The following is a 20,700-nucleotide window of genomic DNA, read 5'->3' on the forward strand; positions in this document are numbered from 1 at the left end:
ACGAGTGTCTCTGATCGCTTCTGACCACTTCCGCATCGTTGTCGGCCTCGGCAAGAGCGGCATGTCTCTGGTTCGCTTTCTGGCGAACCGGGGCGTGTCGTTTGCCGTGGCGGATACGCGGGAAAATCCACCTGAACTGGGGACATTGCGTGAGCAATACCCGCAGGTGGAAGTGCGTTGTGGCGAACTGGATGTGGAGTTTCTGTGCCGCGCCGACGAGCTGTACGTGAGTCCTGGTCTGGCTCTGGCCACTCCGGCGTTGCAACAAGCGGCGGCCCGTGGCGTGAAGTTGTCGGGTGACATTGAGTTGTTTGCCCGCAATGCGAAGGCGCCCATCATCGCAATTAGTGGCTCGAACGCGAAGAGCACCGTGACAACCATGGTCGGCGACATGGCGGCGTCGGCAGGCAAGCGCGTCGCGGTCGGCGGCAACTTGGGTACTCCGGCGCTGGACCTGCTCGACGACTCTGTCGAGCTTTACGTGCTTGAACTCTCCAGCTTCCAGCTTGAAACCACCGATCAACTCGGTGCTGAAGTGGCCACCGTGCTTAACGTCAGCGAAGACCATATGGACCGCTACAGTGGTTTGCCAGCGTATCACTTGGCCAAGCATCGGATTTTCCGGGGCGCGCGGCAAGTGGTGGTCAATCGGCAGGACGCATTGTCGCGGCCGCTGATCGGCGAGGGCCTGCCTTGCTGGACCTTCGGTTTGAACACTCCTGATTTCCACGGCTTCGGTTTGCGAGAAGAGAACGGCGAAAAATTCCTCGCCTTCCAATTCGACACCTTGATGCCGGTTCGCGAGCTGAAGGTGCGCGGCGCCCACAACCAGTCCAATGCGCTGGCAGCGTTGGCCTTGGGTCACGCGGTCGGTTTGCCATTCGACGCCATGTTGAACAGCCTGCGCGCATTCACCGGACTGACGCACCGTTGCCAATGGCTGCGCGAGCGTGATGGTGTCAGCTATTACGATGATTCCAAAGCCACCAACGTCGGTGCTTCGCTGGCCGCTATCGAAGGTCTGGGTGCAGATATCACCGGGAAACTGGTGTTGATCGCCGGGGGCGACGGCAAAGGTGCTGATTTCTCAGCCCTGCGCGAGCCGGTAACGGCCCATTGTCGCGCCGTCGTGCTACTAGGTCGCGATGCAGAAATCCTGGCGCAAGCGCTGGGTGAAGCGGTTGCTTTAATACGCGTCAATACATTGGAAGAAGCCGTGCTGCGTGCCGCCGAAATCGCTCAAGACGGGGACGCTGTATTGCTGTCGCCAGCCTGTGCAAGCCTGGATATGTTCAAGAACTACGAAGAACGTGGCCGCCTTTTCGCTCGCTCGGTGGAGGCGTTGTCATGATTCTCGGCATAATTCGGCCTTACCCATCCCCGCTGATCAGTGGCCGTGGCATCGATGTCGATTTTCCGATGCTCGCGGGTTGCCTGGCGCTGTTGGGACTCGGTTTGGTCATGATTACCTCAGCATCGTCGGAAGTAGCCGCAGTACAATCCGGTAATCCGCTGTACATGATGATTCGCCACCTTATCTATCTGGTCATCGGCTTGGGTGTCTGCGCTGCGACGATGATGATTCCGGTATCAACCTGGCAACGGCTGGGCTGGCTGATGCTGATTGGCGCGTTCGGTTTGCTGGTGATCGTGTTGGTGCCGGGGTTGGGCCGCGAGGTCAACGGTTCAATGCGTTGGATCGGTTTCGGGATGTTCAACGTTCAGCCCTCCGAGATCGCCAAAGTTTTTGTCGTCATCTTCCTTGGCGGGTATCTGGTTCGCCAACAGCAAGAAGTCCGCGAAAGCTGGATGGGCTTCTTTAAACCGTTCATTGTTTTGTTGCCCATGGCTGGCTTGCTGTTGATGGAACCGGACTTCGGCGCCACCGTGGTGATGATGGGTGCTGCGGCCGCCATGCTGTTTTTGGGCGGCGTTGGTTTGTTCCGATTCACCTTGATGGTGGTCTTGGCGGTGGGTGCGGTGTTCGTGTTGGTTCAAGCGCAGCCTTACCGTATGGCGCGTTTGATTACCTTCACCGACCCATGGTCCGATCAGTTTGGGGCTGGCTATCAGTTGACCCAAGCCCTGATTGCATTTGGTCGCGGCGAATGGTTTGGGGTAGGTCTGGGCAATAGCGTCCAAAAACAGTTCTACCTGCCTGAAGCGCACACTGACTTTGTGTTCGCCGTGCTCGCTGAAGAGTTGGGCGTGGTGGGTTCGTTGCTCACCGTGGCGCTGTTCGTGTTCGTCAGTATCCGGGCGATGTACATCGGCTTGTGGGCCGAAAGGGCTAAGCAATACTTCGGCGCTTATGTCGCCTATGGATTGGCGTTCCTCTGGATAGGTCAGTTTCTGATCAATATCGGGGTGAATGTCGGGCTGCTGCCGACCAAAGGCCTGACCTTGCCGTTCCTCAGCTACGGCGGCAGTTCGTTGGTGATTTGTTGCGCGAGTCTTGGTTTGTTGCTGCGTATCGAGTGGGAGTCGCGGACCAATACCGGAAGTGAAGAAACGGAATTTAATGAAAGCGACTTCGCTGAGGAGTCGAATAATGGGCGCTAACGTGCTGATCATGGCGGGCGGTACCGGTGGGCATGTGTTCCCGGCGTTGGCCTGCGCGCAAGAGTTTAAAGCTCGTGGTTACAGCGTTCATTGGTTGGGCACGCCACGTGGCATCGAGAATGAGTTGGTGCCCCAGGCAGGCTTGCCGTTGCATCTAATCAACATGACCGGTTTGCGCGGTAAAGGCTTGCTGGCTCTGTTCAAGGCGCCGTTTGTGTTGCTCAAGGCGCTGATGCAGGCGCGCAAAATCGTTCGTCAGCTGCAACCGGTGTGCGTGCTGGGTCTGGGAGGATACGTCACCGGCCCTGGTGGACTGGCGGCAAAACTGGCCGGCATTCCTTTGATTATTCATGAGCAAAACGCAATTGCGGGTACCGCTAACCGCAGTTTGGCTCCGTTCGCCAGCCGTGTATGCGAAGCGTTTCCAAATACCTTTTCCACCTCTGCCAAACGCCGCACGACCGGCAACCCGGTGCGTAGCGAATTGTTTCTGGAAACTCCACGTCAAGTATTGGCTGGACGTAAAGCCCGCCTGCTGATCCTCGGGGGCAGTCTCGGTGCTGAACCGCTTAACAAGTTGCTGCCCGAAGCGTTGGCGTTGTTACCGGTTCAATTGCGCCCTGAAGTATTTCATCAGGCAGGTAAGAATCACGACCAAATTACCTTAGAGCGCTATCGCACTGCTGGCGTCGACGCGCAAGTGGCGCCTTTCATTAAAGACATGGCTCAAGCTTATGGCTGGGCCGATCTGGTGGTCTGTCGTGCAGGCGCGCTGACGGTAAGTGAGCTGGCAGCAGCTGGTCTGCCTTCGCTGTTGGTGCCATTGCCCCACGCAATCGATGATCACCAGTCGCGTAACGCTGAGTATTTGGCCCGCGAAGGCGCTGCCTTCGTCATGCCTCAAGCGACAACTGGCGTAGCCGAAATGGCCGCACGTCTGAAAGAGGTTTTGATGCAACCCGAACAACTGAACAGCATGGCTCGCACTGCTCGCCGCCTGGCCAAACCTGATGCAACCCGCACCGTGGTAGATGTGTGTCTGGAGGTGGCTCATGGTTGAAAATAAACGCGCGATGCCGCAACCGGAAATGCGCCGCATCCGTCGTATCCACTTCGTTGGTATTGGCGGTGTTGGCATGTGCGGGATTGCCGAAGTGCTGCTGAACCTGGGTTATGAAGTGTCTGGCTCTGACCTGAAAGCTTCCCCGGTGACAGAGCGCCTCGAATCGTTCGGTGCGCATATCTTTATCGGCCATCACGCCAAGAACACCGCGAGCGCAGATGTACTGGTAGTTTCAAGCGCAGTGAATACGTCTAACCCAGAAGTCGCCAGTGCCATTGAACGGCGTATTCCAGTAGTGCCGCGCGCGGAAATGCTCGCCGAATTGATGCGCTATCGTCACGGCATTGCCGTAGCCGGTACCCATGGCAAAACCACCACCACCAGTTTGATCGCCTCGGTTTTCGCTGCCGGTGGTCTGGACCCTACGTTCGTGATTGGTGGTCGCTTGAACGCCGCGGGTACTAACGCGCAACTGGGCACAAGTCGTTACCTGATCGCCGAAGCTGATGAAAGCGATGCCAGCTTCTTACACCTGCAGCCGTTGGTGGCCGTGGTCACCAATATCGACGCTGACCACATGGAAACCTACGAAGGCGACTTCAATAAATTGAAGAAAACCTTTGTCGAGTTTCTGCATAACCTGCCTTTTTACGGCTTGGCGGTAGTTTGCATCGATGACCCTGTCGTGCGGGAAATTCTGCCGCTGATCAAGCGTCCGACCATGACCTATGGCTTCAGCGAAGAAGCTGACGTACGGGCAATCAATGTGCGTCAGAACGGCATGCAGACCTTCTTTACCGTGCTGCGCCGAGATCACCAGCCGCTGGATGTTTCGGTGAATATGCCGGGCAATCACAACGTTCTCAATTCTCTGGCGACCATCGCAATCTCTACCGATGAAGGCGTTTCTGACGAAGCTATTGTTCAGGGTTTGTCTGGTTTTCAAGGTGTCGGCCGGCGTTTTCAGATTTACGGTGAGCTGCCGGTTGAAGGCGGAAACGTGATGCTGGTTGATGATTACGGTCATCACCCGCGTGAAGTGGCAGCGGTGATTGAAGCTGTGCGTGGTGGTTGGCCGAATCGTCGGCTGGTGATGGTCTACCAGCCACATCGGTTCAGCCGTACCCGTGATCTTTACGACGATTTTGTGCAGGTACTAACCGAAGCCAATGTGCTGTTGTTGATGGAAGTCTATCCGGCCGGAGAAGAGGCAATCCCTGGTGCGGACAGCCGTCACTTGGCACACAGCATCCGTCAACGCGGCTTGTTGGACCCGATCTACATTGAGCGCGGCGTCGAACTGGCACCACTGGTCAAACCGCTGCTGCGCGCTGGCGATATCCTGCTTTGCCAAGGCGCCGGTGACATTGGTGGTCTTGCGCCACAACTGCTGAAAAGCCCGTTGTTCGCAGGCGCAATCGTTGCCCCTACTGAGGGGAAATTGAAATGACAACAATGACCATTAATGCCTCACTGGTCTGCACCTTAGACCCGACAGTGTTCGGTCGTGTCGCTGTGTTGTTTGGCGGTAAAAGCGCTGAGCGGGAAGTGTCTCTGAAATCCGGTCAAGCGGTGCTTGAGGCGTTGCAAGCCGCCGGTGTAAACGCATTTGGCATCGACGTAGGCGACGATTTTTTGCAGCATCTGGTCAACGAAAAAATTGACCGTGCCTTTATCGTTCTACACGGGCGTGGCGGCGAAGATGGCAGCATGCAGGGCCTGCTTGAGTGCCTGGAAATTCCTTACACCGGTAGCGGGGTATTGGCATCGGCACTGGCCATGGACAAATTGCGCACTAAACAAGTTTGGCAAAGTCTGGGCCTACCCACCCCTCGCCATGCGGTATTGAGCTCTGAGGTCGATTGTATTTCTGCGGCCGGGGAACTGGGCTTCCCTTTGATCGTCAAACCGGCCCATGAAGGTTCCAGTATCGGTATGGCCAAGGTGACCAGCGTCGACGAATTAATCGCCGCATGGAAAGCTGCCAGTACCTATGATTCGCAAGTGTTGGTCGAACAATGGATTCAAGGTCCGGAGTTCACCATCGCCACCCTGCGTGACCAGATATTACCGCCCATCGGTCTCGGCACTCCTCACACCTTTTATGACTACGACGCCAAGTACGTGGCTTCCGATACCCAGTATCGAATTCCTTGCGGGCTTGACGATGCTAAAGAACATGAGCTCAAAGAGTTGACTGCGCGTGCTTGCGAAGCTGTTGGTATCGCGGGCTGGGCGCGTGCGGATGTTATGCAAGACGCTAGTGGCAAATTTTGGCTGCTGGAAGTGAACACGGTTCCAGGTATGACCGATCACAGCTTGGTTCCAATGGCCGCGCGTGCTGCTGGTCTGGATTTCACGCAGTTGGTTTTGGCGATTTTGGCCGACAGTCTCGAGGCGCGAGGTTAATCCCATGCAAGGCGCGATGCTACGTCATCAGCAACCCGTTCCCGGCCGCAAGCCGGTGCCGCGTGGTGCAAGTCGAATGGTGGCTAAAGAGCCGCTGTCGGCGCGCCTGCCTAAAGCCAACTTTGGGTTTTTTAAACAGTTGTTCTGGCCGGTCATGTTGGTCGTTCTTGGTTTTGGTACTTACGAAGCCGCCACACGTCTGCTGCCGTATGCCGACCGGCCGATCACCAAGATTAACGTCCAGGGTGATCTGAGCTACATCAGTCAACAAGCCGTGCAGCAACGTATTGCGCCGTTTGTGGCTGCGAGCTTTTTCACCATTGACCTGACGGGAATGCGGACCGAGTTAGAACAGATGCCGTGGATTGCTCACGCCGAAGTTCGCCGCGTCTGGCCGGATCAAGTCGTGATTCGTCTGGAAGAACAGCTGCCCGTAGCGCGCTGGGGTGATCAGGCGTTGCTGAATAACCAAGGTCAGGCATTTGCGCCGCGCGAGCTGGCCAATTATGAGCATTTACCGCAGTTGTTTGGCCCCAAGCGTGCCCAGCAACAAGTCATGCAGCAGTATCAGGTGTTAAGTCAGATGTTGCGGCCTTTGGGCTTCTCCATCGTGCGCCTGGAGTTACGCGAACGTGGTAGCTGGTTTTTGACCACCGGAGCGGGCAGTTCAGGCCCAGGTATCGAATTGTTGTTGGGCCGCGACCATCTGGTGGAAAAAATGCGCCGCTTCATCGCGATTTACGAAAAAACGCTCAAAGAACAGATCACGAATATCGCGCGCATCGACCTGCGTTATTCCAACGGCCTGGCCGTTGGATGGCGGGAGCAGGCAGCGCCTTCGACGGACAAACCCGCCGTCGCGAAGAATTGATAAGAGGCAGGACAATGGCAAACGTGCAAAGCGGGAAAATGATCGTCGGTTTGGATATCGGCACCTCCAAAGTGGTAGCGCTGGTGGGCGAGGTCGGGGCCGATGGGACCCTTGAAATCGTCGGCATCGGCACGCACCCTTCCCGCGGCCTGAAGAAGGGCGTGGTGGTGAATATCGAGTCCACCGTGCAGTCGATCCAGCGCGCGATTGAAGAAGCCCAACTGATGGCGGGCTGCCGAATTCACTCGGCTTTTGTCGGGGTGGCGGGCAACCACATCCGCAGCCTGAATTCCCACGGCATCGTTGCTATTCGTGATCGCGAAGTCAGCATGGCCGACCTTGAACGTGTGCTGGATGCTGCGCAGGCCGTTGCTATTCCGGCCGATCAGCGGGTGCTTCACACCCTGCCGCAGGACTACGTCATCGATAACCAAGAAGGCGTGCGTGAGCCTTTGGGTATGTCGGGCGTGCGTTTGGAAGCCAAGGTCCACGTGGTGACGTGCGCCGTAAACGCTGCGCAAAACATTGAGAAGTGTGTGCGCCGTTGCGGTCTGGAAATCGACGACATCATCCTTGAACAGTTGGCGTCTGCTTATTCGGTCCTGACCGATGACGAGAAAGAACTAGGTGTTTGTCTTGTTGATATCGGTGGTGGCACCACCGACATCGCGATCTTCACCGAAGGAGCGATTCGTCACACCGCAGTTATCCCGATAGCGGGCGATCAGGTTACCAACGACATCGCCATGGCTTTGCGCACACCAACTCAGTACGCCGAAGAAATCAAAATTCGCTATGCCTGCGCCTTGGCCAAGCTGGCCGGCGCCGGTGAAACCATCAAAGTCCCAAGCGTTGGCGATCGTCCACCGCGCGAGTTGTCGCGTCAGGCGTTGGCCGAAGTGGTCGAGCCACGTTACGACGAGCTCTTCACCTTGATTCAGGCTGAGCTGCGTCGCAGTGGTTACGAAGATTTGATCCCAGCCGGCATTGTGCTGACTGGTGGTACTTCAAAAATGGAAGGCGCCATTGAGTTGGCTGAAGAAATCTTCCACATGCCGGTACGCCTCGGCGTGCCGCATAGCGTCAAAGGGCTCGCCGATGTCGTGCGCAACCCGATCTATTCCACAGGTGTAGGGCTATTGCTGTACGGACTGCAAAAGCAATCCGACGGCATCTCATTGTCCGGCATCAGTAGCAGTAACAGCGGCTATAGCAGCGATGAACCTAAAGCTCCTGTGCTTGAGCGCCTAAAGCGCTGGGTGCAGGGCAATTTCTAAGATTCAAAGCGGTAGTGGTAGGCGGCAGTAGGCAAAAAAACTAGAGAAAATGAAAGGAGAGGGAAAATGTTCGAACTCGTAGACAATGTCCCGCAAAGCCCGGTAATCAAAGTTATCGGTGTTGGTGGCGGTGGTGGTAATGCTGTTAACCATATGGTTAAGAGCAACATCGAAGGTGTGGAATTCATCTGCGCCAACACTGACGCGCAAGCGCTGAAAAGCATCGGCGCACGGACCATCCTGCAATTGGGCACTGGTGTGACCAAAGGCTTGGGTGCGGGTGCCAATCCTGAAGTAGGTCGTCAGGCTGCACTTGAAGACCGTGAGCGTATTGCTGAAGTGCTGCAAGGCACGAACATGGTGTTCATCACAACCGGCATGGGTGGCGGTACCGGTACCGGTGCGGCACCAATCATCGCCGAAGTGGCCAAGGAAATGGGCATTCTGACCGTTGCTGTTGTAACGCGTCCGTTCCCATTCGAAGGCCGCAAGCGTATGCAGATCGCTGATGAAGGCATTCGTCTGTTGTCGGAAAGCGTGGACTCGTTGATCACTATTCCTAACGAGAAGCTGCTGACCATCCTCGGTAAAGACGCCAGCTTGCTGTCGGCCTTCGCCAAGGCAGACGATGTGCTGGCCGGTGCCGTTCGCGGTATCTCCGACATCATCAAGCGTCCGGGCATGATCAACGTCGACTTTGCCGACGTGCGCACTGTAATGAGCGAAATGGGTATGGCGATGATGGGCACTGGCTGCGCCAGCGGTCCTAACCGTGCACGTGAAGCGACTGAAGCCGCGATCCGCAACCCGCTGCTTGAAGACGTTAACCTGCAAGGCGCTCGCGGTATCCTGGTGAACATTACTGCCGGTCCTGACCTGTCTCTGGGTGAGTATTCGGACGTCGGTAGCATCATCGAAGCGTTCGCTTCCGAGCACGCCATGGTCAAGGTCGGTACGGTTATCGATCCGGACATGCGTGACGAGTTGCACGTGACTGTGGTCGCTACAGGTCTGGGTGCAAAAATCGAGAAGCCTGTGAAGGTCATCGACAACACCCTTCAGCCTTCGCAGCACGCTTCGGCACAACCTTCTGCTCGTCAGGAAATGCCGTCCGTGAACTACCGCGATCTGGACCGCCCTACCGTGATGCGCAATCAGGCGCATGCCGGTGCCCAAGCGTCCGCCAGGACGAGCTCTCACGATGATTTGGATTACCTGGACATCCCGGCTTTCCTGCGTCGCCAGGCCGATTAATGAAATGTATCAGGGGTATTAGGGTGATTGGTGTTCAGCAAAGGTCTGGTCTGCTATTATCGCCAGCCTTTGTTGATACCAGTTCGCAACTTGCGCTGAAGCGGCCAATGCCATGATTAAACAACGCACCCTGAAAAATATTATCCGTGCCACAGGTGTAGGTCTGCACTCCGGGGAGAAGGTTTACCTGACCCTCAAGCCCGCACCCGTGAATACCGGCATCGTGTTTTGCCGTGCTGACCTCGACCCTATGGTGCAGATCGCTGCCCGTGCGGAAAACGTCGGTGACACCACCCTGTCGACCACACTGGTCAGCGGGGACACCAAGGTAGATACGGTGGAACACTTGCTTTCGGCCATGGCTGGCCTGGGCATCGATAACGCCTACGTTGAACTCTCCGCCTCCGAAGTTCCGATCATGGACGGCAGCGCAGGACCCTTCGTATTCCTGATTCAATCTGCCGGCCTGGAAGAGCAGGACGCAGCCAAGAAATTCATCCGGATCTTGAAGGAAGTGACAGTGGAGGAGGGCGGTAAACGCGCTACTTTCCTGCCTTTCGAAGGCTTTAAGGTGAGTTTCGAGATCGATTTCGATCACCCGGTTTTCCGTAACCGCACACAAAGTGCAACCGTGGATTTTTCAAGCACTTCTTTCGTTAAAGAAGTCAGCCGCGCACGTACCTTTGGATTCATGAGTGATATCGAGTACCTGCGCAAGCACAACCTCGCGCTCGGCGGTAGTGTTGAAAATGCCATCGTGGTCGATAAGGACGGCGTGCTGAACGAAGATGGCCTGCGGTATGAGGACGAATTCGTCAAACACAAAATTCTGGATGCAATTGGCGATCTTTACCTGCTGGGTAATAGCCTGATAGGCGAGTTCCGAGGCTTCAAGTCCGGGCATGCATTGAACAACGTCCTGCTTCGTGCCTTAATCGCGCAGACAGACGCTTGGGAAGTTGTGACCTTCGAAGATGCCAGCGCCGCACCGATCTCTTACATGCGTCCTGTCGCGGCCGTGTAATTTAGTACTCTCTTTTCTAGTTTTAAGGCTGCCTTCGGGTGGCCTTTTTTTGTGGTTGCAGTTTAAGGGCGGGGTTTTCCATGACTAGCGAGCCGCTCCAGTGCTGCGCGCAACTTTGGATCACTGATCCCGTCCGCTGTCGCTTGAATACTTTCAGCCGCTACTTCTGACAATTTAATCGTATGCCCAGCTGCTCCCTGTTGCACGGTAGGGGGCTGTACTTTGAATAAAATGCGGGTCAGGTTGGCGAACTCTTCGAAAGCGACCAACTGTCGTTGTAAGCGTTTTTGTTGATAACGCAGGCGCGTTGCCCAGTGCCCATCGGTCACGATCAATAACAGGCTACCTTCCCGCCAAGACGCCACGTGGCAATGTTCGCGAGCTGCCGGTTGCAACTGGCTTTCGAGCAGGCGTTGCAAGTGACTCAGGCGCTGAGCCTGATGGAATATGGCTTTGAGCGGTTTCGCTTCGCGAAGCAAGACGGCGGGTGCCCGGGCTGTAAGGGGGCGAAATGCCATGGAGGACACCTAGAATTGCAGAGCTGGCATGGTAGCAGAAAGTGCCCCTTAAACTCTTCGATAAGGGGATTTCCTTAGCGTCCACTGGTGCTTTAGCAGGGCGCTTCATCAGCTGTTGGGTTGAAGTTTGATAAAACGACCCTATTGTAAAAGAGCCCCGTTACAGCGCTGTGCCAGCATCGTGGAAGAACGCCACTTTCCTCACCACCGTTTCCGGGTAGAATGCTCGTTCGCATGCGGCCATGAGGGCTGCACGGGCGACTCACGGGGCCGCCCTCCATCCCTATGTGTGGAAGATCCTGTCGATATGTTTGCGCCTTTGTTAAAGAAACTTTTTGGAAGCAAGAACGAGCGCGAAGTTAAGCGCATGCTCAAGACGGTTCAGTTCGTCAATGCCTTCGAAGAGCAAATGGTGGCCCTTTCGGACGAGCAACTGCGAGCCAAGACCGAAGAGTTCAAGGCCCGCCTAGCCAAAGGTGAGACCCTCGATACCCTGCTGCCTGAAGCCTTTGCGGTTGCTCGCGAAGCCGGTAAGCGTGTTATGGGCATGCGTCACTTTGATGTCCAGTTGATTGGTGGCATTACCTTGCATGAAGGCATGATCGCCGAAATGCGCACGGGTGAAGGCAAGACTTTAGTCGCGACCTTGGCGGTTTACCTCAATGCGCTGTCGGGCAAAGGCGTGCACGTGGTTACCGTGAACGACTATCTGGCTCGCCGAGATGCTAATTGGATGCGCCCGCTGTATGAATTTCTCGGTCTGACTGTTGGCGTCGTTACCCCTTTTCAACCGCCGGAAGAAAAACGCGAAGCCTATGCGTCGGACATCACTTACGGCACAAACAACGAATTTGGCTTCGATTACCTGCGCGACAACATGGCTTTCAGCATGGAAGACAAGTTTCAGCGCGAGCTTAACTTCTCCGTAATCGACGAAGTCGACTCGATCTTGATCGACGAAGCGCGTACGCCGCTGATCATTTCCGGTCAGGCCGAAGACAGCTCCAGGCTGTACACCGAAATCAACAAGCTGATCCCGAGACTGGAGCAGCATATTGAAGAGGTGGAGGGCGTTATTACCAAGGAAGGGCACTTCACGGTTGACGAAAAAACCCGTCAGGTAGAGCTGAACGAAGCTGGTCACCAGTTCATCGAAGAAATGTTGACTGAGGTGGGCCTGCTGGCGGTCGGTGAAAGTCTATACTCCGCACATAATCTGGGTCTGTTGACCCACGTATATGCGGGTCTGCGAGCGCACAAGCTGTTCCATCGTAACGTCGAGTACATCGTTCAGGACGGTCAGATCCTGCTGGTCGATGAGCACACCGGTCGTACTATGCCGGGCCGTCGTTTGTCCGAAGGCTTGCACCAGGCAATCGAAGCGAAGGAAGTACTGAATATTCAGGCCGAAAGCCAAACCTTGGCGTCGACTACCTTCCAGAACTACTTCCGCCTTTACAACAAGCTGTCCGGCATGACCGGTACGGCTGACACAGAGGCGTTTGAGTTTCATCAAATCTACGGCTTGTCGGTAACGGTTATTCCACCCAACAAAGCCTTGGCGCGTAAAGATTTCAACGACCTTGTCTATCTGACGGCCGATGAAAAATATGCTGCCATTGTGACTGACATCAAGGAAAGCATGACCCAAGGTCGTCCTGTCCTCGTGGGTACGGCGACTATCGAAACTTCCGAGCACATGTCTAATCTGCTCATCAAGGAAGGTATCGAGCACAAGGTCTTAAACGCCAAGTACCACGAAAAAGAAGCCGAAATTATTGCCCAGGCAGGACGTCCCGGTGCCCTGACTATCGCCACCAACATGGCCGGTCGCGGTACCGACATTTTGCTAGGCGGTAACTGGGAAGTGGAAGTTGCTGCGTTGGAGGAGCCGACCGCCGAGCAGATCGCCCAGATCAAAGCTGACTGGCAGAAACGCCATCAACAAGTGATCGAAGCGGGTGGCTTGCACGTTATTGCATCCGAGCGTCACGAATCTCGCCGTATCGATAACCAGCTGCGTGGTCGTGCCGGGCGTCAGGGTGACGCCGGTTCCAGCCGTTTCTACCTGTCGCTGGAAGACAGCCTGATGCGCATCTTCGCCTCTGATCGGGTGAAGAACTTTATGAAAGCGCTGGGTATGCAGTCTGGTGAAGCGATCGAGCATCGCATGGTGACCAACGCGATTGAGAAGGCTCAGCGAAAGGTTGAAGGCCGCAACTTCGACATTCGCAAGCAATTGCTCGAATTCGATGATGTCTCTAACGAACAACGTAAAGTGATCTATCACATGCGTAACAGCCTGCTGGCTGCCACCAACATTGGTGACACCATTGCTGACTTCCGCATGGACGTACTCAACAGTTTGGTAAGCCAGCATATTCCGCCTCAGTCGCTACCAGAGCAATGGGATGTTGCGGGTTTGGAGGCTGCGCTAAACACGGATTTCGGTGTGCAGTTGCCTATCCAGCAGTGGCTTGACGAAGACGATCATCTGTACGAAGAAACCCTGCGCGAAAAACTGCTGCAAGAGCTGCTGGCGGCCTATAACGAAAAAGAAGAGCAAGCCAGTGCCGACGCGCTGCGCACGTTTGAGAAGCAGATTCTGCTACGTGTCCTCGACGACCTGTGGAAAGACCACCTTTCGACCATGGATCACCTGCGTCACGGTATTCATTTGCGCGGCTACGCGCAGAAGAACCCGAAGCAGGAATACAAGCGCGAATCCTTTACCCTGTTTCAGGAGCTGCTCGATTCGATCAAGCGCGACACCATCCGTGTACTGTCACACGTTCAGGTTCGCCGCGAAGATCCGGTTGAAGAAGAAGCCCGCATGCGCCAGGACGCGGAGGAACTGGCTCAGCGCATGCAATTCCAACACGCTGAAGCCCCGGGTCTTGATGCGCCACAGGAACTGATGGAAGAAGGCGAAGATGTTGCCGTTGCCGCCGTGCCGGTTCGTAATGATCAGCCGGCCCGTAATGATCAAAAGCAAGGCCGCAACGAGCTGTGCTTTTGTGGTTCAGGCAAGAAGTTCAAACACTGCCACGGCAAGATCGACTAAGTTCAGCCTGGCGCTGTTTATGTGAAATATCCGCGCCGCGACCGGCTTTAGCCGTCGCGGCGTTTTTCAATCGATTGAGCCGTACCGACATGGGCGGCGCAGATAGCTTTCAAGGAGCACTTAATGGCTGTTGGTCTTGGTCCTTTGCCGACATTGCACCCGGTTGCTGGTTTTGAGCTGGGTATCGCTTCTGCGGGTATCAAACGTCCGGGGCGCAAAGACGTCGTGGTCATGCGTTGCGCTGAAGGCTCCCGTGTTGCGGGTGTGTTTACCCTAAACGCTTTCTGTGCCGCGCCGGTGATCTTGGCCAAGCAACGCTTTGAAGGCCCCATCCGTTATTTACTGACTAACACCGGCAATGCCAACGCGGGCACTGGCGAACCAGGTCTTTTGGCGGCGGTGCGGACCTGCGCCAAGCTGGCTGAACTGGCCGGCGTTGACGCCCACGCAGTGCTGCCGTATTCCACCGGCGTTATTGGTGAGCCATTGCCGGTAGAAAAAATCGAAGCGGCGTTACAAGCTGCTCTTGATGACCTGTCTGTGGATAACTGGGCGGCTGCGGCCACCGGGATCATGACCACCGACACCTTGCCCAAAGGCGCTAGCCGCCAATTCGAATACGATGGCGTGACTATCACTGTCACCGGCATCAGCAAAGGTGCAGGCATGATTCGTCCGAATATGGCGACCATGCTCGGCTACATCGCTACCGACGCCAACGTCGCACAAAGCGTGTTGCAAGACCTGCTGCGTGACGGTGCTAATAAGTCGTTCAACCGGATTACCATCGACGGCGATACCTCGACCAACGACTGCTGCATGCTGATAGCTACCGGCAAAGCTGCGCTGCCGGAAATCACTGAGGCCAAAGGCCCATTGTTCGCCGCGCTCAAGCAAGCGGTGTTTGATGTCTGCATGGAAGTAGCTCAAGCCATCGTGCGTGACGGCGAGGGTGCTACCAAGTTCGTGACGGTAGAAGTCAATGGCGGTGGCAACCATCAGGAATGCCTGGACGTTGCTTACGCCGTGGCCCATTCGCCACTGATCAAAACGGCGCTGTTCGCCTCCGATCCTAACTGGGGTCGTATTCTGGCGGCTGTTGGCCGTGCGGGCGTGCCGGATATGGACGTCAGCAAAATCGACGTGTTTCTCGGTACGGTTTGCATTGCCAGCAAAGGCTGTCGTGCCACCACTTACACCGAAGAGCAAGGTTCGGCGGTCATGGCTGAAGCAGAAATCACCATCCGCATCGAACTGGGCCGTGGCGATTGCCGCGAAACTATCTGGACCACCGATCTATCGCATGAGTACGTGAAGATCAACGCGGAGTACCGGACATGAGCTTGCACCTGATTATCGGCGACAAACGCTTTTCCTCTTGGTCCTTGCGCCCTTGGCTGGCATTGGACATGGCGGGCGCAGTGTTCACTGAACAGATGATTTTGCTGAATCAGTCCGACACCTTGCAAAAGTGTCTTGAGCACGGGCCGACGGGTAAAGTCCCGATGCTGAAGACCGAGCACGGCACCATCTCCGATTCTTTGGCTATTGTTGAATACTTGGCCGAGCGTTTTCCTGAGGCCCATCTCTGGCCCCAGGAAATCGCCCCACGCGCACAAGCGCGTTCGGCCTGCGCACAAATGCACAGCGGTTTTGGCCACCTGCGGTCGCACATGGGCTTCGATTTGCGTCGCGACCATGCGCTGGAGGTTATGCCGGTTGAGGTGCAGGCGGATATCGACCGTGTCGTTGCTTTATGGGCTGAATGCCGTGCGGCAGCCGCTGAAAGTGGACCGTATCTCTTCGGCCGGATGAGTCTGGCTGACGCATTCTTCGCCCCAGTGGCGGTGCGTCTGCGAACCAATCGTGTGCCCCTGCCAGCCAAGGCGCAGGCATATGTAGAAACGATTTATCAGTGGCCCGCTTTTCAGCGCTGGCAGAAAGCAGGTCTAGAGGAAGCGGTTCGGTGAAACGAATTCATGTAGCGGCTGCGGTTATCCGTGGCAACGATGGCAAGATCCTGATCGCGCAACGTGCCAATACTCAGCACCAGGGCGGTTTGTGGGAGTTTCCGGGCGGCAAAGTTGAAGCCGGTGAAACAGTGGAAGCAGCGCTGTCGCGCGAACTTCAGGAGGAGTTGGGCATTGCCGTTGTTGCCGCTCGCCCATTGATAAAAATCCAGCATGATTATTCGGACAAACAGGTGTTGCTGGATGTATGGGAAGTATCCGCGTTCAGCGGGGAGGCGCGTGGCGCAGAAGGTCAGCCGTTGGCGTGGGTGTCTGCTCGGGAATTGACGAGCTATGATTTTCCAGCCGCCAATCAAGCCATCGTCGCCGCTGCGCGTTTACCGGATCGCTATTTGATCACCCCGGAAGGATTGAGCACGCCTGAATTGCTGCGCGGCTTGCAGAAGGCGATCGCCGGGGGCATCAAGCTGGTGCAACTGCGTGCGCCTAATGGCTATAACCCGCAATACCGTGATTTGGCGGTGGATGCCGTGGGCTTGTGTGCGGGTAAAGCGCAATTGATGCTCAAGGGCCCGTTGGAGTGGCTGGGTGACTTTCCAGCAGCCGGTTGGCACCTGACGGTGGCGCAATTGCGAAAGCTCGCCGTTAATGGCCGTCCTTTCCCGAAAGAGCGCTGGTTGGCTGCCTCCTGCCACAACGCTGAAGAGCTGGTGCTGGCTGAACAGATGGGCGTGGATTTCGTGACGTTGTCACCGGTGCAGCCAACTCAGACGCATCCAGACGCTTTGCCATTGGGTTGGGAGCCCGCGACGCAGTTGATCGCGGGTTTCAGTAAGCCCGTGTTTTTGCTGGGCGGCATGGGCAGTGATGATCGCCAACATGCATGGGAAAGCGGCGCACAGGGCGTGGCGGGGATTCGGGCGTTTTGGCCTGAGGTTTAATCGGGAGCCAACCCGTCGGCTCAGACAATTGATCTGACCCTCAAGGCTTCGCCGCTGCCTGCCACAGTATCTCCGCAATCCCCTGACGTTTAGCAATCAACCGCGCTGCAACAAACAGCAGGTCCGACAACCGATTGATGTAGGCCAAGCCAACGCCGCTCAACGGTTCAACGGCATTCAGGTGTTGGCAACGACGTTCTGCGCTACGCGCCAAGCTCCGACAGACATGGGCTTGGGCAATCAATGGTGAACCACCTGGGAGGATAAAATTCTCAAGTGGTCCCAACTCCTCGTTCCAAAGATCGATAGCCGCTTCAAGGCGCGCTATCTCGGCGTTATTCAACGCCTGATAAACCGGCATTGCCAATTCGCCACCCAAGTCGAACAGGCGGTGCTGGCACGGCGCTAATACTTCTATCACTTCAGCCAGATTTGGGTGGCGCGCCTTTTCGTCTGTTAATCCGGCGAGTAACAGGCCTACTTGGCTGTTCAATGTATCGACTTCACCAATGGCTTCAATTCTTGGGTGGTCTTTGGGGACGCGACGTCCGTCACCAAGACCGGTCTCGCCAGCGTCGCCAGTACGTGTGTAGATTTTTGAAAGACGAAAGCTCATGCCTATAACTCCGAAAGGTTCTGTTCCAAAGCGTTTGCGGTGCTGCCCGCCAAAGGCAGGCGCAGGGTGAAGCAGGTGCCTTGGCCGGGGGTTGAATGAACTTCCATCTGGCCTTTGTGGTTATTGGTGATGATGAAGTACGACACCGACAGTCCGAGCCCGGTGCCCTGGCCGATTTCTTTGGTGGTGAAAAACGGCTCGAACGTTCGCTTGCGCACGCTTTCTGGCATGCCAATGCCGTTGTCTTCGACCTGAATTTCCGCCCATGGCGGGTTTAGTCGAGTGCGCAGTACGATGCGGCCTGGCTCACTGTCGTCCGCCCGCTGATGGATTGCCTGCGCCGCGTTCTTCAGCAAGTTCAGTAGCACCTGTTCCAATTCGTTTGCTGTGCCCGGTACAGGGCCTAGGTTCGGATCGAACTGACGGGTAATAGCCTGGCCCTTAAAATCAAAACCAATGGTCAGATCGAAGTCGTTGCTGGCAATTTCCACAGCTTGGTCGATTAATGCCGGTAAGTCACACGGCGCCATTTTGCGATTACTGAGTCGGCTGAAGTTAAGCATATGGCTGACGATTTTTGCTGCGCGAGCGCCCGCCTGTTGAATGCCATCGAGCAGCTGCGGCACTTCGCGACCTAGCAGGTATTGGTTAACAGTTTCCAGCTTAATTCCAGCCAACTCGGCCTGTTCAATATTTTTCGGCAAATCCGGTGACAAACGCCGACGAATGTTCTGGACGTTGTGCAAGATCGCGCCCAACGGATTGTTGATTTCATGGGCCATGCCTGCTGCCAGTCCCCCTACAGAAAGCATTTTTTCCGACTGCACCATCATGTCTTCCAGAGTCAAACGCTGAGTAATGTCGTCGATGCGGATTACCACGCCTCGGCCAGCGCCGCCGGTCAGCGGGTAAAAAGTCAGTGCATAGTGGTGCGGGATGTCATCTTTGACCCAAGTGACCCGCTCAATTTTGGCGACAATATGGCGCTCTACCGTATGTTTGATCTTTTGCAAAAAAGCTTTCATAGGTGGAAACGCGAGAAAGATCGGTTGGTTCAGCGCTTCGTCCAGTGGTGTGCCGGAGAGGGCGCTGGCTTCCTGATTCCATTGGGTGACATACAGTTGCTCATCCAGGGCAATCAACGCGGACGGCATAGAGTCGATGATGCTGTTCAAGTAATTCTGAAAACCGGTTAGCTTTTTTTCGATCTTGCTTCGCACTTGCACTTCGAGTTCAAGTTTGCGGTTTGAATGGCGGGTTTCTTCCGCTAGCCCTTGAGCTTGGGCATAGGCGTCTTGGGAGTCGTCCCGGGCGCGTTTGAGCTGCTGCTCTCTGGCTTCGATGCGCGACAACATTGTATTGAACGCTTCCGCCAGGCTGCCAATTTCATCGTTATTACCCGGCTGCGCTCGAAGTGCGTAGTCCTCTTCACGTGTGACCTGTCGGGATAGTTCTTCAAGCTGATAGATCGGCTCGGTGATCAGTCGCCGAATCTGCCGCGCAATCACCAGCCAGAGCAATACGCTAAACACCAGAATGCCCGCGCTGGCAGTAAAGGTGCCGGTATAGAAAGCAGCGGGTAGTTCACTGCTGGCCACCAATAACAAATGACCCGGTTCTTGACCCGGCTTGGGGATCAAAATGAGCTGCGTATTGCGAAATTCAGTGAGGCGCCAAGCTTCCACGCCCTTGAAACGCTCGGGCAGTTTCAGCTTGTCGCCTTGTTGCAGTTGAGCCAGTCGATCGCCATTGTCGTCGTAAAGCGCCGCCGCGCGCAGAGGACTGTAATTTTTAAGCTCCTTGAGCAGCGCTTGGCCATCTTCGGCTGAGCTCAAGGCTTGTGCGGCGAGGTTAGGGTTACTGATCAGTTTACCGATGGTTTGCAAGGCTTGAGGCGCCATGCTTTCCTGGGAAATATAATAGGCGGCGCCGATGAAGGTCAGGTTGGCCACCAACAATACGGTGATCAGCAAGACTAACAGTGCTGCCAGAAGCTTCTGGCCGACCGGCAAGTTTTCTAGGTGTTGGCGCAATGGCATCGGGCAAAATCACAAGCGATTGAATGAACTCGCAGGGTAACGCGCCGATCGCTCGCCGAGCAATCCAGTTGCCCAGACACCTAGTCGATGGGTAGGCCTCGGGACTGCAAAAAACTAATCAAGCGCGCCTGTAACTGGTCCATGTGCGGCATCGGGCAATGATGGCGCGCTGCGACGGCACAGGCATGCCCCAAGAGATAGCTGATTTCGGTGCGACGGCCGTGAGTGACGTCCTGATACATCGATGAATAGTTGGCTGCCGTTGCCTGAATAACGCGTGCCACTTCACTGTGCAGGTCGTTCGCAGCCGCTGGTTGGCCGCAGCAGTGCAGCAAGTCGGTCAGTTCAGCGCATAACGTTGCGACTTCACACGTATGCGCCTGCAAACCGCCGTTTTGGCAGTTGTGGAGAACCGTCAGCGGATTGATCGCGCAGTTCAGTGCAAGCTTGCGCCACAGACGCGTAAGAATATCGGGAGTCCATTGATGCGGAATTCCGCTGGTGTCTAGTTCTTCCAGCCAAAGCGGTGGTGCCGGGTCGCTGACATCGCCCAGCCAAGTGTAACCGTGACCTGCAAACACGACGTTCCAATCGCTGCCGCGGAAAGCGCCTTCTGTGCTCGACGCAGAAATACAACGTGCTTGGGGTACTTTGGAGGCTACGCCATCCTGACTGCCCAGACCGTTCTGCAATAGGATCAACTCAGCATTTGCGGTAAGGCGCGGTGCCAGTCGTGCAACAGCGGACTCAGCGTCATACGCCTTGCAAGCTACCAAAAGGCGTTCGATGGGCTCTATCGCGCTGAACGTTTGCGCCGGGATCGCGAAAAATTGGCTATGACCGTGCTCTACCAAGGTCAAACCGCCTACAGCGTTATAGGCTGACAGCCGCGTAGGATCGCGCAGGATAAGCCGCACCGGCAATCCCGCGCGGGCCATACGGGTGGCCCACAAACTGCCGAGGCTGCCTGCGCCTAAAACGTGCCATGGAGTAGCCATAAGCTGGTCTCTGAAAAGAGCACGCGGAGCCGAGAACCTACGGAATAGAAATTCGACGTGGCAGGCTCACACCGTGGCGAGGAAAAGTCTCGTT

The 20,700-nt window shown here is 55.9% G+C and carries 17 protein-coding genes; 13 read left to right on the forward strand and 4 right to left on the reverse strand.

Annotated elements, in window-relative coordinates:
* The first annotated feature begins 4 nt into the window (after positions 1-4).
* From murD to lpxC, 9 genes are all read left to right on the forward strand, one after another.
* A complete protein-coding gene (gene murD, locus QN378_RS20745; protein WP_322205341.1) occupies positions 5-1,351 on the forward strand; it encodes a UDP-N-acetylmuramoyl-L-alanine--D-glutamate ligase in 1,347 nt (448 codons plus the stop codon).
* Positions 1,351-2,562, forward strand: a complete 1,212-nt coding sequence (gene ftsW / locus QN378_RS20750) for a putative lipid II flippase FtsW (protein WP_322206929.1) — start codon at positions 1,351-1,353, stop codon at positions 2,560-2,562. Before murD ends, ftsW begins: the two co-directional genes overlap by 1 nt.
* Positions 2,552-3,622 carry an undecaprenyldiphospho-muramoylpentapeptide beta-N-acetylglucosaminyltransferase gene (gene murG, locus QN378_RS20755; RefSeq protein WP_322205340.1) on the forward strand — a complete coding sequence of 357 codons (1,071 nt, stop codon included), beginning with the start codon at positions 2,552-2,554 and terminating at the stop codon, positions 3,620-3,622. Before ftsW ends, murG begins: the two co-directional genes overlap by 11 nt.
* Positions 3,615-5,075: a UDP-N-acetylmuramate--L-alanine ligase gene (gene murC / locus QN378_RS20760; protein WP_322205339.1), complete on the forward strand. Its 1,461-nt coding sequence runs from the start codon at positions 3,615-3,617 to the stop codon at positions 5,073-5,075. The genes murG and murC overlap by 8 nt, the downstream gene beginning before the upstream one ends.
* A 5-nt stretch (positions 5,076-5,080) precedes the next feature.
* Positions 5,081-6,034: a D-alanine--D-alanine ligase gene (locus QN378_RS20765; protein WP_322206928.1), complete on the forward strand. Its 954-nt coding sequence runs from the start codon at positions 5,081-5,083 to the stop codon at positions 6,032-6,034.
* A 4-nt stretch (positions 6,035-6,038) separates the two neighbouring features.
* Positions 6,039-6,905, forward strand: a complete 867-nt coding sequence (locus QN378_RS20770; RefSeq protein ID WP_322205338.1) for a cell division protein FtsQ/DivIB — start codon at positions 6,039-6,041, stop codon at positions 6,903-6,905.
* A gap of 14 nt (positions 6,906-6,919) precedes the next feature.
* The gene (gene ftsA / locus QN378_RS20775) at positions 6,920-8,182 is read left to right on the forward strand and encodes a cell division protein FtsA (protein ID WP_322205337.1); all 1,263 of its coding nucleotides are present in this window, start codon (positions 6,920-6,922) and stop codon (positions 8,180-8,182) included.
* Between the two features lie 66 nt (positions 8,183-8,248).
* Positions 8,249-9,436 carry a cell division protein FtsZ gene (ftsZ, locus tag QN378_RS20780; protein WP_322205336.1) on the forward strand — a complete coding sequence of 396 codons (1,188 nt, stop codon included), beginning with the start codon at positions 8,249-8,251 and terminating at the stop codon, positions 9,434-9,436.
* A 112-nt stretch (positions 9,437-9,548) separates the two neighbouring features.
* A complete protein-coding gene (gene lpxC, locus QN378_RS20785; RefSeq protein ID WP_322205335.1) occupies positions 9,549-10,460 on the forward strand; it encodes a UDP-3-O-acyl-N-acetylglucosamine deacetylase in 912 nt (303 codons plus the stop codon).
* 62 nt (positions 10,461-10,522) lie between these two features.
* Here the strand turns inward: lpxC and QN378_RS20790 are convergent, their stop codons facing one another.
* Positions 10,523-10,978, reverse strand: a complete 456-nt coding sequence (locus QN378_RS20790) for a DUF721 domain-containing protein (protein WP_322205334.1) — start codon at positions 10,976-10,978, stop codon at positions 10,523-10,525.
* 307 nt (positions 10,979-11,285) lie between these two features.
* Here QN378_RS20790 and secA point away from each other — a divergent pair, with 307 nt between their 5' ends.
* The 4 genes from secA (at position 11,286) to QN378_RS20810 (ending at position 16,953) form a co-directional block, all read left to right on the forward strand.
* Positions 11,286-14,042 carry a preprotein translocase subunit SecA gene (gene secA / locus QN378_RS20795; RefSeq protein WP_322205333.1) on the forward strand — a complete coding sequence of 919 codons (2,757 nt, stop codon included), beginning with the start codon at positions 11,286-11,288 and terminating at the stop codon, positions 14,040-14,042.
* Positions 14,043-14,165: 123 nt separating this feature from the next.
* The gene (gene argJ / locus QN378_RS20800; RefSeq protein ID WP_323550716.1) at positions 14,166-15,383 is read left to right on the forward strand and encodes a bifunctional glutamate N-acetyltransferase/amino-acid acetyltransferase ArgJ; all 1,218 of its coding nucleotides are present in this window, start codon (positions 14,166-14,168) and stop codon (positions 15,381-15,383) included.
* Entirely contained in the window at positions 15,380-16,012 is a 633-nt protein-coding gene (locus tag QN378_RS20805) for a glutathione S-transferase family protein (protein ID WP_322205331.1), read from the forward strand. The genes argJ and QN378_RS20805 overlap by 4 nt, the downstream gene beginning before the upstream one ends.
* Entirely contained in the window at positions 16,009-16,953 is a 945-nt protein-coding gene (locus QN378_RS20810; protein WP_323550717.1) for a Nudix family hydrolase, read from the forward strand. Before QN378_RS20805 ends, QN378_RS20810 begins: the two co-directional genes overlap by 4 nt.
* Before the next feature lie 40 nt (positions 16,954-16,993).
* Here QN378_RS20810 and QN378_RS20815 read toward each other — a convergent pair whose 3' ends face one another.
* The 3 genes from QN378_RS20815 to QN378_RS20825 form a co-directional block, all read right to left on the reverse strand.
* A complete protein-coding gene (locus tag QN378_RS20815; protein WP_322205329.1) occupies positions 16,994-17,569 on the reverse strand; it encodes a cob(I)yrinic acid a,c-diamide adenosyltransferase in 576 nt (191 codons plus the stop codon).
* A gap of 2 nt (positions 17,570-17,571) precedes the next feature.
* Complete coding sequence (locus QN378_RS20820) at positions 17,572-19,608, reverse strand: ATP-binding protein (protein ID WP_322205328.1); 2,037 nt, start codon at positions 19,606-19,608, stop codon at positions 17,572-17,574.
* An 80-nt stretch (positions 19,609-19,688) separates the two neighbouring features.
* Positions 19,689-20,606, reverse strand: coding sequence for a putative 2-dehydropantoate 2-reductase (locus QN378_RS20825; RefSeq protein WP_322205327.1), 918 nt, complete (start codon positions 20,604-20,606; stop codon positions 19,689-19,691).
* Positions 20,607-20,700: the final 94 nt, after the last annotated feature.

Origin of the sequence: Pseudomonas sp. 10S5, from assembly GCF_035019745.1 — a bacterium.
In the GTDB taxonomy this organism is placed as follows: Bacteria; Pseudomonadota; Gammaproteobacteria; order Pseudomonadales; family Pseudomonadaceae; genus Aquipseudomonas.

Excerpts from the sequence above, each read along its gene's own strand:
- murG (WP_322205340.1), top strand. The coding sequence starts at position 2,552 with ATGGGCGCTAACGTGCTGATCATGGCGGGCGGTACCGGTGGGCATGTG.
- murC (WP_322205339.1), top strand. The coding sequence starts at position 3,615 with ATGGTTGAAAATAAACGCGCGATGCCGCAACCGGAAATGCGCCGCATC.
- QN378_RS20765 (WP_322206928.1), top strand. The coding sequence starts at position 5,081 with ATGACCATTAATGCCTCACTGGTCTGCACCTTAGACCCGACAGTGTTC.
- QN378_RS20770 (WP_322205338.1), top strand. The coding sequence starts at position 6,039 with ATGCAAGGCGCGATGCTACGTCATCAGCAACCCGTTCCCGGCCGCAAG.
- ftsA (WP_322205337.1), top strand. The coding sequence starts at position 6,920 with ATGGCAAACGTGCAAAGCGGGAAAATGATCGTCGGTTTGGATATCGGC.
- ftsZ (WP_322205336.1), top strand. The coding sequence starts at position 8,249 with ATGTTCGAACTCGTAGACAATGTCCCGCAAAGCCCGGTAATCAAAGTT.
- lpxC (WP_322205335.1), top strand. The coding sequence starts at position 9,549 with ATGATTAAACAACGCACCCTGAAAAATATTATCCGTGCCACAGGTGTA.
- QN378_RS20790 (WP_322205334.1), bottom strand. The coding sequence starts at position 10,978 with ATGGCATTTCGCCCCCTTACAGCCCGGGCACCCGCCGTCTTGCTTCGC.
- secA (WP_322205333.1), top strand. The coding sequence starts at position 11,286 with ATGTTTGCGCCTTTGTTAAAGAAACTTTTTGGAAGCAAGAACGAGCGC.
- argJ (WP_323550716.1), top strand. The coding sequence starts at position 14,166 with ATGGCTGTTGGTCTTGGTCCTTTGCCGACATTGCACCCGGTTGCTGGT.
- QN378_RS20805 (WP_322205331.1), top strand. The coding sequence starts at position 15,380 with ATGAGCTTGCACCTGATTATCGGCGACAAACGCTTTTCCTCTTGGTCC.
- QN378_RS20815 (WP_322205329.1), bottom strand. The coding sequence starts at position 17,569 with ATGAGCTTTCGTCTTTCAAAAATCTACACACGTACTGGCGACGCTGGC.
- QN378_RS20820 (WP_322205328.1), bottom strand. The coding sequence starts at position 19,608 with ATGCCATTGCGCCAACACCTAGAAAACTTGCCGGTCGGCCAGAAGCTT.
- QN378_RS20825 (WP_322205327.1), bottom strand. The coding sequence starts at position 20,606 with ATGGCTACTCCATGGCACGTTTTAGGCGCAGGCAGCCTCGGCAGTTTG.